At 66.2% G+C, this 13,504-nt stretch carries 16 protein-coding genes; 11 read left to right on the forward strand and 5 right to left on the reverse strand.

Annotated features, from left to right (window positions below; translation table 11 throughout):
• Window positions 1–134 precede the first annotated feature (134 nt).
• The 7 genes from otsB (at window position 135) to VIM12_RS13940 (ending at window position 4,705) form a co-directional block, all read left to right on the forward strand.
• The gene (gene otsB, locus VIM12_RS13910; RefSeq protein ID WP_331942255.1) at window positions 135–911 is read left to right on the forward strand and encodes a trehalose-phosphatase; all 777 of its coding nucleotides are present in this window, start codon (window positions 135–137) and stop codon (window positions 909–911) included.
• Complete coding sequence (locus tag VIM12_RS13915; protein ID WP_331942256.1) at window positions 908–1,291, forward strand: hypothetical protein; 384 nt, start codon at window positions 908–910, stop codon at window positions 1,289–1,291. The genes otsB and VIM12_RS13915 overlap by 4 nt, the downstream gene beginning before the upstream one ends.
• A gap of 1 nt (window position 1,292) precedes the next feature.
• Window positions 1,293–1,550 (forward strand): DUF5985 family protein, encoded by a 258-nt coding sequence (locus VIM12_RS13920; protein ID WP_331942257.1) that lies wholly within the window; start codon window positions 1,293–1,295, stop codon window positions 1,548–1,550.
• A complete protein-coding gene (locus VIM12_RS13925; protein ID WP_331942258.1) occupies window positions 1,550–1,825 on the forward strand; it encodes a DUF5985 family protein in 276 nt (91 codons plus the stop codon). The genes VIM12_RS13920 and VIM12_RS13925 overlap by 1 nt, the downstream gene beginning before the upstream one ends.
• A gap of 401 nt (window positions 1,826–2,226) precedes the next feature.
• Entirely contained in the window at window positions 2,227–3,234 is a 1,008-nt protein-coding gene (locus VIM12_RS13930; protein WP_331942259.1) for a methionine ABC transporter ATP-binding protein, read from the forward strand.
• Window positions 3,234–3,893 carry a methionine ABC transporter permease gene (locus VIM12_RS13935; protein WP_331942260.1) on the forward strand — a complete coding sequence of 220 codons (660 nt, stop codon included), beginning with the start codon at window positions 3,234–3,236 and terminating at the stop codon, window positions 3,891–3,893. The genes VIM12_RS13930 and VIM12_RS13935 overlap by 1 nt, the downstream gene beginning before the upstream one ends.
• A gap of 20 nt (window positions 3,894–3,913) precedes the next feature.
• Window positions 3,914–4,705 carry a MetQ/NlpA family ABC transporter substrate-binding protein gene (locus VIM12_RS13940; RefSeq protein ID WP_331942261.1) on the forward strand — a complete coding sequence of 264 codons (792 nt, stop codon included), beginning with the start codon at window positions 3,914–3,916 and terminating at the stop codon, window positions 4,703–4,705.
• 438 nt (window positions 4,706–5,143) lie between these two features.
• Here the strand turns inward: VIM12_RS13940 and VIM12_RS13945 are convergent, their stop codons facing one another.
• From VIM12_RS13945 to VIM12_RS13955, 3 genes are all read right to left on the reverse strand, one after another.
• Window positions 5,144–5,692, reverse strand: coding sequence for a GNAT family N-acetyltransferase (locus VIM12_RS13945; protein WP_331942262.1), 549 nt, complete (start codon window positions 5,690–5,692; stop codon window positions 5,144–5,146).
• A 7-nt stretch (window positions 5,693–5,699) separates the two neighbouring features.
• A complete protein-coding gene (locus tag VIM12_RS13950) occupies window positions 5,700–6,266 on the reverse strand; it encodes an NAD(P)H-dependent oxidoreductase (protein ID WP_331942263.1) in 567 nt (188 codons plus the stop codon).
• 93 nt (window positions 6,267–6,359) lie between these two features.
• Complete coding sequence (locus VIM12_RS13955; RefSeq protein WP_331942264.1) at window positions 6,360–7,382, reverse strand: Ldh family oxidoreductase; 1,023 nt, start codon at window positions 7,380–7,382, stop codon at window positions 6,360–6,362.
• A gap of 256 nt (window positions 7,383–7,638) precedes the next feature.
• Here VIM12_RS13955 and VIM12_RS13960 point away from each other — a divergent pair, with 256 nt between their 5' ends.
• Both VIM12_RS13960 and VIM12_RS13965 read left to right on the forward strand, forming a co-directional pair.
• Window positions 7,639–8,460: a PRC-barrel domain-containing protein gene (locus VIM12_RS13960; protein ID WP_331942265.1), complete on the forward strand. Its 822-nt coding sequence runs from the start codon at window positions 7,639–7,641 to the stop codon at window positions 8,458–8,460.
• 152 nt (window positions 8,461–8,612) lie between these two features.
• Window positions 8,613–8,891, forward strand: a complete 279-nt coding sequence (locus VIM12_RS13965; RefSeq protein WP_331942266.1) for a hypothetical protein — start codon at window positions 8,613–8,615, stop codon at window positions 8,889–8,891.
• Window positions 8,892–8,953: 62 nt separating this feature from the next.
• Here the strand turns inward: VIM12_RS13965 and VIM12_RS13970 are convergent, their stop codons facing one another.
• Window positions 8,954–10,561, reverse strand: a complete 1,608-nt coding sequence (locus VIM12_RS13970; RefSeq protein WP_331942267.1) for a methyl-accepting chemotaxis protein — start codon at window positions 10,559–10,561, stop codon at window positions 8,954–8,956.
• 205 nt (window positions 10,562–10,766) lie between these two features.
• Between VIM12_RS13970 and VIM12_RS13975 the strand changes: the two genes are divergently transcribed.
• Window positions 10,767–11,612 (forward strand): AraC family transcriptional regulator, encoded by an 846-nt coding sequence (locus VIM12_RS13975; protein WP_331942268.1) that lies wholly within the window; start codon window positions 10,767–10,769, stop codon window positions 11,610–11,612.
• Window positions 11,613–11,643: 31 nt separating this feature from the next.
• Here the strand turns inward: VIM12_RS13975 and VIM12_RS13980 are convergent, their stop codons facing one another.
• Window positions 11,644–12,678 (reverse strand): XdhC family protein, encoded by a 1,035-nt coding sequence (locus tag VIM12_RS13980; protein ID WP_331942269.1) that lies wholly within the window; start codon window positions 12,676–12,678, stop codon window positions 11,644–11,646.
• A gap of 348 nt (window positions 12,679–13,026) precedes the next feature.
• Between VIM12_RS13980 and VIM12_RS13985 the strand changes: the two genes are divergently transcribed.
• Complete coding sequence (locus VIM12_RS13985; RefSeq protein WP_331942270.1) at window positions 13,027–13,503, forward strand: (2Fe-2S)-binding protein; 477 nt, start codon at window positions 13,027–13,029, stop codon at window positions 13,501–13,503.
• Window position 13,504 lies beyond the last annotated feature (1 nt).

The raw sequence follows: 13,504 nt of genomic DNA on the forward strand, positions 1-13,504 counted from the left end.
CGTCTACCGGTGGGCGGCCGCATGCTCCTGGATGCCGCGCGGCTGCGCCGGCGCGAACGCGTCATGCAGCGCATCGATTCGCATCAGCGGGCGCCTTTGCGCCGGGCGGGGTGAGCATGGCGAGACCCTTTTTCATGGATGGCATCGACAGGCTGCGCGAACTCGCGAAACCGGGGACGCTCTGCGCCTTCGATTTCGACGGCACGCTCGCACCGATCGCCGACGACCCGACGCTGGCCTGCATCCCGTCGCCGGTCCTTCGCCGCCTGGCCGCGCTCGGCGAGTGCGCCCCGGTCGCCGTCATCACCGGGCGCTCGGTCGAGGATATCGGCCTGCGCCTCGATTTCTTCCCCGACTTCGTGGTCGGCAATCACGGCGCCGAAGGGATACCGGGCCAGGAGCAGCATGCGAATCGCCACGCCGCCCAGTGCGCCGGCTGGCGCGTATCGCTGCAGCGGGCGCTGGATGACGGCGGCTGGGGTTCGGGGATCTGGATAGAGGACAAGACCTACAGCCTGTCCGTGCATTTCCGGCATGCCGATGATCCGGTGGCGACCGGGAAGGGGCTGCGCCGGCTGCTCCTGTCGGTGGTGCCGGAGGCCAAGGTGGTCGGCGGGAAGTGCGTCCTGAATATCCTGCCGGCCGACGCGCCGGACAAGGGGACGGCCCTGACCGCGCTGCGCGGCATCACCGCGGCGCCATCCGCCATCTACGTCGGCGACGACCTCACCGATGAATCGGTGTTCGGCCTGCCGCACGCCGACCTCCTGGGCGTACGCATCGAAGACGATCCGGCGACCGCCGCCGAGTTCTACCTGCAGGACCCCGCGGGGATCATCGGCTTCCTGGATGTGCTGATCGAGATACTCGGCGACGTGCGCGAACGGCGAAAAATTGAAGAACGTGTATGAAATCTGAAGAGATACCGGACCTTGTACAACGCTTCGTGCTGACGTCCATACCATCGGTTCCGTTTCTCGAGGCGCTGCTGCTGCTGCAGGCCGCGGAGAACGAACCGTGGGACGCCGGCAGGCTGGCGCGCCGCCTCTACCTGGCAGAACGCGCCGCCGCCGCGCTCCTGGTGCAGCTCAACGAGGCGGGATTCGCCGCGGAAGCCGCAACAGGCGTCTTTCACTATGCGCCGCGCTCCGACGAAATCCGGGGACTGGTGGCATCGGTGCGGGAGGCCTACGCGCGCAACCTCGTCGGCGTGACCAATCTCATCCACGCGAAGACAAGCAAGAAGGCGCAGCATTTCTCGGATGCCTTCAAGCTGCGGAAGGATTCCTGACATGGCCCCATTCATCCATGCGTTGTGCGCACTGACCTCCCTGCTGTGCGCCGTCCTGCTCCTGCGCACCTACGCGGCATCGGGATACCGGCTCCTGCTGTGGAGCGGCCTGACCTTCTCCATCCTGTCCGTGAACAACATGCTGGTCATCGTCGACCGCTTCGTCTTCCCGGACAACGACCTGACCACCTGGCGGCTGGCGTGCGCCCTGATCGCCCTGGTACCGATACTGCACGGCCTGATCTGGGAGGAAGACTGATGAATGACATACTGGTCGGCGCCATCGCAACGGCGTCGTTTATCGTCGCGCTGTTCTTCTTCCGTTTCTGGAGCAGCACGCGCGACCGCCTGTTCCTGTGCTTCTCGCTGGCCTTCTTCATCGAAGGCGCCAATCGGCTCCTGCTGGGCAACCCCGTGCATGGCGACGCCGGCGGTGAAGACCACGTGGTCTATCTGCTTCGCCTCGCATCCTACGCGCTGATCCTGGTGGGGATCTGGTTGAAGAACCGGGCGCCGGCTAGGAAAGGCGAGTAGGTTCGCAGCGCGCGCATGCGCCCGACCGGACCAGGCATGTCACAGTATGCGGGAACGCATGCGGCGCGCCTGACGTACACTTCCCGGCGGCGTCCCCAGCCGGCCGGCGTCGCCGCGCATTGGGCGCGGCGGACCCGCCGACCGTTCCCATCTGTCCTTCTGCGCCATTGTCGCGGCAGGCCGCAGCCTGCCGATGTTCGGAATAATCTTCTTTTTCTCCTTGGCCACGCCGTGCTTTGTTCGGCGAAAACGGCATGTTGTTCTTCCATTCCGGGTGTTGGTGGTGCTGCCAATAAGCAAATGAGAAATGCTTAGTTCCGTTGTGGCGCTTCTGTCATTACCCTTGCACGCTTCTGCATTTTCCGGCCGCAACGGGCGCAAGCCGCCGACCGAACAGCAACGTGATCCACATCGAACACCTCAACAAGGACTACCGCGTCGCGGGCCGGTCGGTCCGCGCGCTGCGCGACATCAACCTGCATATGCCGCGCGGGAAGATCTTCGGCATCATCGGCCGCTCCGGCGCCGGCAAGAGCACGCTGCTGCGCACGCTGAACCTGCTTGAACGGCCCACCAGCGGCGCGATCCGGATCGAGGGCAACGACATCACGACGCTCGACAAGCCCGGGCTCGACCGCCTGCGCCAGCGCATCGGCATGGTGTTCCAGAACTTCAACGTGCTTTACGCCAAGACCGTCGCCGACAACATCGCGTTTCCGCTCAGGCTCGCCGGCGGCTACAGCCGCGCGCAGCGCGCGCACCGCGTGGACGAGTTGCTGGACCTGGTGGGATTGCGCGAGCACCGGGACAAGTTTCCCGCACAGCTTTCCGGCGGACAGAAACAGCGCGTCGGCATTGCCCGCGCCATTGCCCACGCCCCGCAGGTGCTGCTGTGCGACGAGGCGACCTCTGCGCTCGATCCGGAAACCACGCAGTCGATACTGGCCCTGCTGGCCGACATCAACGCCCGCCTCGGCATCACGATCGTGCTGATCACCCACGAGATGGAGGTGATCCGCAGCATCTGCGACCACGTCGCCGTGATCGAGGGCGGCGAGATCGTGGAGTCCGGGCCGGTCGCCGAGGTATTCCTGCATCCGCGGCACCCGGCGACGCGCAGCCTGGTGGCCGAGACCACGCACGACCACGGCAGCCTGGCAGCCCTGCCCGCCGATGGCGCCACCAGGGTGCGGCTCACCTATACCGGCGACGCGGTGCACCAGCCCATCCTCACTCGCGTCGCGGCGCATTGCGGGGCCGGCATCACCATCCTGCAAGGTTCGGTATCGCGCATCAAGGACACGCCGTACGGCCAGCTGCTGGTCGAGATCGGCGGCAACGACGCGGAGGCGGCGCAGGCGCTCGCGCTGCTGCGCGGGCTGGACGTGCAGTGCGAGGTGGTGCGCTGATGGATTTCTCCAACATCGACTGGTTCGACATCGGGCAGGCCACCCTCGACACCCTGACCATGACCGGCGTTTCGCTGGCATTCACCGTGCTGCTCGGCCTGCCGCTCGGCGTGCTGCTGTTCCTCACGGGACGCGGCCAGCTGCTGGAGCAGCGCGGCCTCTACGCGGTGCTGTCGCTGGCCGTCAATGTGCTGCGTTCGCTGCCGTTCATCATCCTGCTGATCGTGATGATCCCGGTGACCGTGGTCCTGGTCGGCACCTCGCTCGGCGTCGAGGGCACGATCCCTCCGCTGGTCGCGGCCACCACGCCGTTCTTCGCCCGACTGGTCGAGAACGTGCTGCGCGAAGTCGACCGCGGCGTGATCGAGGCCTGCCAGGCGATGGGTGCGAAGACGCACCAGATCGTCATCCATGCCTTGCTGCCGGAAGCGCTGCCGGGACTGCTCGCGGCCGGCACCGTCACCACCATCGCCCTGGTCTCGTATGCCGCGATGTCGGGCGTGGTGGGTGGCGGCGGCCTCGGCGACCTTGCCCTTCGCTACGGCTACCAGCGCTTCCAGACCGACGTGATGCTCGTCACGGTCGCCATCCTTGTCGTACTTGTCCAGTTGCTGCAGTTCTGCGGCGACCGGCTGGTGCGCCGTTTTACACGCAAATGATTTTTCAAGAAGGAGTTTTTATGCGCTTCAAGTTTGCCCTGCTGTTCGCCACTTCCCTGCACTTGCTGCAGCCGCTTGCCGCCCATGCGGCCGACAAGCTCGCGATTGCCGCCACCCCCGTGCCGCATGCCGAGATCCTGGAATTCGTCAAGCCGACACTCGCCAAGCAGGGTGTCGACCTGCAGGTGAAGGTGTTCACCGACTATGTGCAACCCGCGGTGCAGGTCAATGAAAAGCGCCTGGACGGCAACTTCTTCCTGCACCAGCCCTACCTCGACGAGTTCAAGAAGGGCCACAAGAACGATATCGAAGTCCCGGTCGCGAAGGTCCACGTCGAGCCGTTCGCCGGCTATTCGCTGAAGCACAAGAAGCTTGCGGATATCCCGGCGGGCGCCACCGTCGCCATCCCCAACGATCCGTCGAACTCCGGCCGCGCATTGCTGCTGCTGGAACGCCAGGGCCTGCTCAAGCTGAAGGATTCGACCAATGTGTCGGCTACCCGCAGGGACATCGTCTCGAACCCGAAGAACCTCAAGATCCGCGAACTGGAGGCAGCCACGCTGCCGCGCGTGCTGAACCAGGTGGACCTGGCGCTGATCAACACCAACTATGCACTCGAGGCGAAGCTCAATCCGGTCAAGGACTCGCTCTTCATCGAAGACGGCAAGTCGCCGTATGCGAACCTGCTGGTCGCGCGGGAAGACAACAAGGACAGTCCCGCCATCAAGAAGCTGGCTGCCGCCCTCAACTCGCCGGAAGTGAAGAAGTTCATCGAAGAGAAGTACAAGGGCGCGGTGGTGCCGGCGTTCTGAGCGTCACCCGCAGATGCCGGCGCCGCTGCCGCGGTGCCGGCTATGCAAGGCGGCATCCCCTGCCGGACATGACGTTGCCGCCCACCATGTTGCCCGACTGGCAGGGGAAGTTCTTCGCGATCTGTCCAGGATCAGCATTCCCGGTAGCGACGCATGCACAATGCCTGTCCCACGGGTGCCTGTGCCATGCATGCGCATGTACCGCAGGTGTGAAGGCGCGCATCACTCGCCAGCGCATGGTCGGAAGTATCGCCCGACACAGTGCTGCGGGCATAGCAGCCGGCGTAACGACCGGCCGCCCGTGGCCTTCAGCCACTGCGGCCAGCGGGAAAGGCACCGTGCGCTGCCGGGATCGGACAAGCGGCATGCGCGCGTCCGTGCGGATCGCGTTGCATGAAACATTCCGGTACCGCATTGGCCGGCAATGACCGGGGAACGTCAATCCGGCAGCGCGGGCGCGCGCCAGTAGAAGTACTGCGTCGCGGTGCCGTCATCGTTCGACGCGAGCGCGCCGCGCTGCATGCCGGCCTTCGTCAGCACCCGTTGCGAAGCGAGGTTTTGGGGGGCGGTGGTTGCCATCACTTCCGCCAGCCCGTGGCGCGCGAAGGCATGCTGCAACAGGCCGACGACTGCTTCCGTTGCCAGTCCCTTACCCCAGTAGTCGCGCAGGAACGCATACTTCACCTCCGGCTGCGGCTGGCCGGCCGGGTGGACGATGCCGGCGAAGCCGACGACCGCACCGGTCTCCTTCAGCACCAGCGCGTACATGCCGTAGCCCCGCGTTGCGTAGTTCGCGAAGGTGACCTCAAGCCATTGCAGGCCCTCCGCGCGCGTCAGGGCGCGTCCTTCTCCGACCCAGCGCATCGCGTCGTGATCGCCGTAGACAGACATCAGGGCAGCAAGGTCGTTTCTTTGCCAGTGGCGCGCGACGAGCCGCGCCGTATGGAAGACCGGCGCCGGCTTGGCGGTAGCAGGCGATCCCCTCATCTGCCCTTCACGCGCGCTTGCTGCCAGTCATGGCAATCCACTGCCCGAACGATTGCATGAACTTCTGCAGGAAGTCGCGGGTTCCCGCGTTGCTGAGCGCGCCCTGTTCATCGAACATCGACCCGATGCCGCCGATGTAGGCTTCCGGCGTCGGCATGGTGCGCACGCCCAGGCAGGACAGCGATTGCCGCAGATGATGATTGGCGCCGAAACCGCCCAGTGCGCCGGGCGAGGAACTGATCACCGCGGCGGGCTTGCCGGTCAGGGCACTCTTGCCGTATGGGCGGGACAGGACGTCGACCGCGTTCTTCAGCACGGCCGGCACCGAGCGGTTGTATTCAGGGGTCAGGAACAGGACGGCGTCGGCGGCCGCGATACGCTCCCGCAACGCCTGCCAGGTGGCAGGCGGCGTTTCCTCCAGTTCCTCGTTGTAGTAAGGCAGGTCGCCGATTTCAGCGATGCGCAGCGCCAGCGAGGGCGAAGCCAGCTCGCCCAGGGCGCCTGCGAGCAGGCGGTTGAAGGATTTCTTGCGCAGGCTGCCGACAAGAACGGCAACGTCGATTGTTTTATCCATGGTGCTTTTGCCTTTGTGTTGAATGAAGCCCGGTGACCGGCAGCGGTGCGGCGCCTGTCGCGCCGTGCATGCAATTCCCGTTCCGGTGCGGCGTCAGCCTGCGGCGATACGCCGCAATTGTTCCAGGGTCGCGGCAGCGACCGGGATGCCTTGCGCCTCGGCTTCCGCCGCCAACGCCTGGCGCCGGGCGCCGGGCAGTCGCACGCCTTCGTCGGCCAGCATGGCTTCCAGCAGTGCCTCCAGCCGCGCGTGATAGGTCGCCGTGCCGGCCAGCGCGCCGGGGTCGATGGCGATGAAGGCCTGGCCGAGGCGGGGCCGGTTGCCGGCGTCGACAAAGAAAGAGTCCGCTTCGGCGCCGAAACTGGCGCCGGTGAGCGACGTCACCATCAGCTCGACGATGAGCGCCAGCATTGCCCCCTTGTTGCCGCCCGCCGGCAACATCGATCCCTGCAACGCGGCCTGCGCGTCGGTGGTCGGCCGGCCGTCCTTGTCGAGCGCCCAGCCGGCCGGAATCGGCTTGCCTTGCTGCGCCGCGACCATGATCTTGCCGCGGGCGACTTCCGACAGCGACAGGTCGATCATCAGCGGCGCCGCATTCTGCCGGGGAAAGCAGGCGGCGATCGGATTGGTGCCGAAGATGGGCCGCTTGCCGCCGGCAAAAGGCATGGCGGCCGGCGAGTTGCCCATCGCAAGGCCGACCATGCCGGCTGCGGCGACGGCTTCCAGGTGGTAGGCAGCCGCGCCGAAATGGTGGCTGTTGGTAATGGCGGCAATCGCGATCCCGGCGTGGCGGGCGCGGGCGATGGCTTCGTCCACGCCCAGTTCGCATGCCGGGAAGGCAAAACCGTCAGCGGCGTCCACCAGCACCGCTGCCGGGCGTTGCGCCACCAGCGCGGGCACGGCCTTGCCGTCCACCCGCCCATGCCGAAGGTGCGCCGCGTACATCTGCACCCGGGAGGTGCCGTGCGAGGCCAGGCCTTGCGTGTCCGCCGCCACCAGCGCCCGGGCAGTCGCCGCGGCCTGCAGGGGTGAAGCGCCGCTGGCGACAAGGGCGCGCTCGGCAAGCTGGTACAAGTCCTTTGGGGGAATGGTCGTCGGGGTCGGCGTGGAGGTCATTCGGTCAGCGATGTTGGAAGCGGGAAGCGGGTTGAAGCCGTGCGCATGCGCACCGACGCCATGTTAGCCAAATTTCCAGTTTCGCGCGGGCGCGGCGCAAGGGATGCTGCCCGGCCCGGTTTCGCCGGGCTCGACGTGCAGCAGCGGCCGTGGCGGGAGGGATGCCGGCATGCAAAACGGGCTGTCTTCATCCCGGGAATTGCAGTGGACGCCTGCGGTCTACCCTGCTGGCAGGCCATTTTTCAAGGAGGGGAAAATGTTGCATAGTCTGAAGACGCTGGACGGCTTCGTGATCGGCGCACGGGATGGCAACCTGGGCCGCGTGAAGGACATCTACTTCGACGACAGCCACTGGACCGTACGTTTCCTTGAGGTGGATACAGGCGGCCTGATGGGCGGCAGGCGGGTCCTCATCTCGCCGCACGCCGTCATTGCGGTCGATTGGGAAGGCGCGGAAGTCACCGTCGACCTGACGCGCCAGCAGGTGCATGACAGCCCGGGCATCGACAGCGCGGTGCCGGTGGCGCGCCAGCATGAAGCCGCGATTTTCAACTACTACGGCTATCCCTACTACTGGACCGGTCCCTTCATCTGGGGCTATACCGCCGTGCCCACGATGGAGATCGCGACCGCCCGGCCGCCGGTCATGCTGCAGGACGATGCGCAGGACCAGGCGCAGGAGGATCTGCCGGAACAAGCCGCGGACGGCGTTGCCGCCGCCGACCCCCATCTGCGCAGCAAGGACGAGGTGGTCGGGTACGGGATACAGGCGGCCGACGACTACTTCGGTCGCGTCGCGGATTTCCTGATCGACGAGCAGACTTGGTCCATCCGCCTGATCGTGGTCGATACGAAGAGCTGGTGGCCCGGCGGAAAGGTGCTGGTCTCGCCGGCAAGGGTGAAGGAAGTGAGCTGGGAGGAGCGCAGCCTGGTACTCGATCTCACCCGCGACCAGGTCGAGCACAGTCCGGAATACGATCCGGCACACCCGCCGGCGGAGGACGACTTCCAGGAGATCTACCGCGGCGCCGGCCATGGTCCTGCCGCTGCGGAACCGCGGCGTCCGCACGCGGGCTGACCCGGGACCGCGACCGGACCGCGCAGGCAGCGCCGCGCCTCGGCGCCTTCCCGTGGAAACCGGGGCGCTGCATGCGCCCCGGGCAGACGGGGGACAAGCGCGGCGTCGCGGCAAAAGGCCGACAGCACCCGGCCATGGCGCGGAGGAATTGCATGGACATCCTGTTTCAAATCGCGGCGGCACTGCTGCTGGTCGTCGTGACGATCTTTGCGCAGGTGCGGATCGCCGCCTTCGCCAACACCCGTGCGAAAGTCGCGCTGACAAGAGGGCTGCTCGCCCTGGTCGGCGTGGGCTTCGGCCTGACCGCGGGCGCGTACGTTGTCGGCCGCTTGCCGCAGGTCCTGGCATTCCTCATCGGATTTGGCCTGGTGCATACCCCGGCCGCTATCATCCTGTTCCTGAAGGGGCGGCGCGGCGAAGGCAAGTCCTGACTGCGCATGCCCGCGACGGCCGCTTGCGCCGGCCGTTGCCGGCGCTCCTGATCGCCGCCCGCTCAGCGCGGTGCAGGAAGCAGCGACCGCGTATTTGCCTGCCTGGACGCCGGAGCCGTAGCACCGTCGAATTTGAATGCCCCGACCAGCCGCGAGAGGCCGCCGGCCTGTTCCTGCATCGACTTGGCGGCGGCGGCTGCCTCCTCCACCAGCGCCGCGTTCTGCTGGGTGGCGTTGTCCATCTGGCCGATGGCGATGTTGACCTGTGCAATGCCGGCGGTCTGCTCCTGGGTGGCGGACGAGATCTCGCTCATGATGTCGGTCACGCGCCGGATACTGGCGACGATCTCCGTCATGGTCTTGCCGGCGGCGTCGGCGATCTGGCTGCCGCCCTCGACTTTTTCGACGCTGTCGCTGATCAGCGCCTTGATCTCCTTCGCCGCATTCGCGCTGCGCTGGGCGAGTGTCCGCACCTCGGTGGCCACGACCGCGAAACCGCGGCCCTGTTCGCCCGCGCGCGCCGCTTCGACCGCCGCGTTGAGGGCCAGGATATTGGTCTGGAAAGCGATGCCGTCGATGACGCCGATGATGTCCACGATCTTGCGGGCCGACTCGCTTATCGAACCCATGGTTTCGACCACTTGTTCCACCGCCGCGCCGCCCCTGACTGCCACGTCGGAGGCCGTCGATGCAAGCGCGTCGGCCTGTCGCGCGTTGTCGGCGTTTTGCCTGACCGTGGAAGTCAGCTGGTCCATCGAGGTCGCGGTCTCGCCCAGCGAGCTGGCCTGCTGCTCGGTGCGTGCCGACAGGTCCATGTTGCCCCTGGCGATCTGGCCCGATGCCGAGGCAATCGCGTCTGTTCCTTCGCGGATCTCGCTGACGATACGGACGAGACTGTCGCGCATCTGCTGCATCGCATGCATCACGCTGCCGGTGTCGCCCGGTTTCAGGTCGATTCTCACCGACAGGTCTCCGCTGGCCACGCGGGCGGCGATCTCGGTCACCGCCTGCGGTTCGCCGCCAAGCTGGCGCAGCAGGCCGCGGGTGATGGCGATGGCGATGCCGATGGCCAGCATGGTGGCCAGGGCCGACAGGGCCAGGATGATGTTCCCGGCGCGCGTCACCGCCGCGTCGGCGGCCTTGCTGTTCTCCGCATAGGACTTCTGCACCGCGCTGAGGATCTCGTCGATCTCCGTCACGATCCGGCGTCGCAGCGGGCTGCATTCGGTGACGAGGAACCTGCCGAATTCCTCCATGTTCCCCGCCTCGCGATAGCGGCGCGGCCGTTTCAGCTCCTCCGCCATGGTCAGCAGGTCGGCGCGCGCCTTGTCGAAGCCGGCGTCGCCGGCGAACAGCGGCGTCAGCGCGCCAAGGGCATCGAGGAAGATCGCCTTTTGCTGGTCCAGCAGGTCGAGCTCGCGCCTGGCCTCCGCCTCGTCAGTGAAGATATACGCGTTGCGGGCCGCGAGGCCGGTTTGCCCGAGCGCCTCCCGCATCACGTAGAGGCGTTCGAGTTTCTCGGTCCGGACCCTGTTCTGCTCCCTGGAGATCTGTTCGATGTTCCGGGTCTGCAGTGCCGAGAACACCGACACGACAAGGATCAGGAAAATGACGATGGCGAAGCCCAGGCCAAGCTTCATTCCCAGTTTCATCTGCGATGGCGTTTCCATGATGTTCTTGTTATCAAGTCGGCAATGAAGGGTTGTGCGAAAGAGACGGTTTTAACGCGTCGAGCACAGCGTGAAATTCTGGCTCTGATTCCTGGCGGCAATGTTAGTATCGTTCCGCTGTCTGTCGGTCCGTGTTTTCCCGAATCGCATACCCGGGCGTACAAAACGCATATCCCTTCGTACAACGCGGCGCAAGCTGCCTGCCATGGATCAACTGATCTCCCTGCTGCCCCGGTTCGGCTTTGACGCCGCTCTCTTTTTTCGCGGGCCGTTCTGCGGGGAGAACCTCCTCAAGGCAGCGCAAGGTCATGGCCACCTCCACCTCGTGCGTTCCGGCCAGGTCGCCATGCATCATCCCGACGGTTCGGTATTGCAGGTCGAAGGGCCGGAGCTGGTTTTCTATCCACGCCCCGTCGACCACCGGCTGGCAGTGCCTCCCGGGGGCAAGGCGGAACTTCTGTGCGCCGACGTGCGCTTCCGGCACGCCGAACGCAACCCCGTCGCCCTCTCGCTGCCGCCGGTGATGCGGCTGCGGCTGGACGAGGCTCCGGGGCTGTCGTCGGTGCTTTCGATCATGTTCGAGGAGTCCTCGCATGTGGAGATCGGCGGCCGGCTGGTGCTGGACCGTCTTTGCGACATCCTGATCGTGCATCTTGTCCGCCACGCGCTGCGCCACGATCTCATTGCGGCAGGCGTGCTGGCCGGCCTTTGGGATGCGAGGCTGGCGCCGGTCCTGGCCGGCATTCACAACCATCCCGAGCGGGAGCACAGCATCGAGGAGATGGCGTGCGAGGCGCACATGTCGAGGACGGCGTTTGCCAACCATTTCCGCTCCGTGGTCGGCGTGCCGCCGGCGGAGTACATCGCCGGCTGGCGGATGGCGCTGTCGCAGGCGTGCCTGGTGGAAGGGAAAGCGGTCAAGGAAGTTGCGGCGATCGTCGGCTATCGCACGCAGCCCGCCTTCACGCGTGCCTTCGTGGCGCGATACGGGATGGCTCCGACCGAATGGCTGCGTACGGTACGGCAACCCGCGCCGGACAGCCGGCCCTGACCGGTCCGAGGAGGCCCCTGCGGTTGCGCCGTCAGGCGCCGGGCCCGTCGCCCGGCACCGCCGCCCCCTGCGCGGCCGGACGGTTCCCGTTCTTCGCGTTTGCGACCCGCACTTCGGCCGGCAGCATCACGCCGTTCTTGGCGGCGGTCATCTCCGCAAGGATGGAGATCGCAATTTCGGCCGGTGTCTTGCTGCCGATATAGATGCCTACCGGCCCGTGCAACCTGGCCAGCTGGGCGTCGTCGAGGTCGAACAGCTTCAGGCGCTCGCGCCGCCTGGCGTTGTTCACGCGCGAGCCGATCGCACCGACATAGAAGGCATCGGATTTCAGCGCTTCCATCAGGGCCAGGTCGTCCAGCTTCGGGTCGTGCGTCAGGGCCAGCACCGCGCTGCGCGCATCGAGCCGCATCTCGATCACAATGTCGTCCGGCATCGCATGCACCAGCTCGGCGCCGTCGACCTGCCAGCCGGTCCGGTATTCCTCGCGCGGATCGCACACGGTGACATGGTAGTCCATGCCGACGGCGATCTGGGCGAGGAAACGCGTCAGCTGGCCGGCGCCGATGATCAGCAGGCGCCAGCGTGGCCCGTGCACGGTGGTCAGTGCGGTGGCGGACACCTGCAGGTGCATGCCCGGGCCGGCCGGACCAAGCGTGACCTCGCCGCTCAACAGGTCGAGGCGGCGCGCAACCAGCTCGCGCGCGGAAAGCCTTTGCAGCAATTCGGGAATCCTGCTGGCGGCCGTCAGCGGCTCGACGGCCAGCTGGATGGTGCCGCCGCACGGAAGGCCGAAACGATGGGCCTCGTCGGCGGTGATGCCGTAGGTGACGAGTTCGGGGCGGTCGCGCGTGATGCCGTTCTGGCGGACGCGTTCGATCAGATCGTCCTCGATGCAACCGCCGGAGACCGAGCCGACGACGCGGCCGTCGTCGCGGATGGCGAGCATCGCGCCCTCGGGGCGCGGACTGGAGCCCCAGGTCCTGACGACGGTGACCAGCTCGCAGCGCCGTCCCTGGGCGAGCCATTGTTCGCAGCGCTTCAGGACTTCCAGGTCGATGCTATCCATGCGGTGTACTCCCGGGACAAGCGCGCTGTGGTGGACAGGCCTTCGGGCAACCTTGCGGTGCCGGCTCCTGCGGAAATTCTGATGCCCCGGTTTCAGGGCTCCTTTGACCTTCCGCAAAGATATCCGGCGCGGCAGAAGTACGCTGGTTTGGCACTGCCAGCCCACAGGGCCGACTGCGACTTAGAAAATTCGATGACATGGCGAGCGGCCGGTTATCGGGACAAATAACGGAGACAAGCCTCACGCCGACGTCTGCCGCATCGCAGCGCGTCGCGGTGTCCCTTTTCTGCCCCTGCGGCTATTGCTCCCGCGCCTGACCCAACGGCATTTCGTGAGAGGAGTAATCGCATGGCAATCCAGGTATCCATGACCGTCAATGGGAGTCCGGCAAGCGCGGCAATCGACCCGCGCACCCTGCTGGTCCAGTTCATCCGTGAAAACCTGTCGCTCACCGGAACCCACGTCGGCTGCGACACCAGCCAATGCGGCGCCTGCACGGTGATCGTCAACGGCAATGCTATCAAATCCTGTTCGGTGCTGGCGGCACAATGCCAGGGTGCCGAGGTGACGACCATCGAAGGGGTGGCCGGCGCCGACGGCGAACTGCATCCGATGCAGGCCGCTTTCAAGGAGTGCCATGGACTGCAATGCGGGTTCTGCACCCCGGGCATGATCATGTGCGCGATCGATCTGGTCAAGCGGCATCCGGCCGCCTCCGAGCACGAAGTGCGCGAACAGCTCAAGGGAAACATGTGCCGATGCACCGGGTACCACAACATCGTCAAGGCGGTGCAGGTGGGCGCGGCCAACATGCAGGGAGCCTGAC

The sequence above is a fragment of the Noviherbaspirillum sp. genome, assembly GCF_036563305.1.
Lineage (GTDB): Bacteria > Pseudomonadota > Gammaproteobacteria > Burkholderiales > Burkholderiaceae_D > Noviherbaspirillum.

Excerpts from the sequence above, each read along its gene's own strand:
- otsB (WP_331942255.1), top strand. The coding sequence starts at position 135 with ATGGATGGCATCGACAGGCTGCGCGAACTCGCGAAACCGGGGACGCTC.
- VIM12_RS13915 (WP_331942256.1), top strand. The coding sequence starts at position 908 with ATGAAATCTGAAGAGATACCGGACCTTGTACAACGCTTCGTGCTGACG.
- VIM12_RS13920 (WP_331942257.1), top strand. The coding sequence starts at position 1,293 with ATGGCCCCATTCATCCATGCGTTGTGCGCACTGACCTCCCTGCTGTGC.
- VIM12_RS13925 (WP_331942258.1), top strand. The coding sequence starts at position 1,550 with ATGAATGACATACTGGTCGGCGCCATCGCAACGGCGTCGTTTATCGTC.
- VIM12_RS13935 (WP_331942260.1), top strand. The coding sequence starts at position 3,234 with ATGGATTTCTCCAACATCGACTGGTTCGACATCGGGCAGGCCACCCTC.
- VIM12_RS13940 (WP_331942261.1), top strand. The coding sequence starts at position 3,914 with ATGCGCTTCAAGTTTGCCCTGCTGTTCGCCACTTCCCTGCACTTGCTG.
- VIM12_RS13945 (WP_331942262.1), bottom strand. The coding sequence starts at position 5,692 with ATGAGGGGATCGCCTGCTACCGCCAAGCCGGCGCCGGTCTTCCATACG.
- VIM12_RS13950 (WP_331942263.1), bottom strand. The coding sequence starts at position 6,266 with ATGGATAAAACAATCGACGTTGCCGTTCTTGTCGGCAGCCTGCGCAAG.
- VIM12_RS13955 (WP_331942264.1), bottom strand. The coding sequence starts at position 7,382 with ATGACCTCCACGCCGACCCCGACGACCATTCCCCCAAAGGACTTGTAC.
- VIM12_RS13960 (WP_331942265.1), top strand. The coding sequence starts at position 7,639 with ATGTTGCATAGTCTGAAGACGCTGGACGGCTTCGTGATCGGCGCACGG.
- VIM12_RS13965 (WP_331942266.1), top strand. The coding sequence starts at position 8,613 with ATGGACATCCTGTTTCAAATCGCGGCGGCACTGCTGCTGGTCGTCGTG.
- VIM12_RS13970 (WP_331942267.1), bottom strand. The coding sequence starts at position 10,561 with ATGGAAACGCCATCGCAGATGAAACTGGGAATGAAGCTTGGCCTGGGC.
- VIM12_RS13975 (WP_331942268.1), top strand. The coding sequence starts at position 10,767 with ATGGATCAACTGATCTCCCTGCTGCCCCGGTTCGGCTTTGACGCCGCT.
- VIM12_RS13980 (WP_331942269.1), bottom strand. The coding sequence starts at position 12,678 with ATGGATAGCATCGACCTGGAAGTCCTGAAGCGCTGCGAACAATGGCTC.
- VIM12_RS13985 (WP_331942270.1), top strand. The coding sequence starts at position 13,027 with ATGGCAATCCAGGTATCCATGACCGTCAATGGGAGTCCGGCAAGCGCG.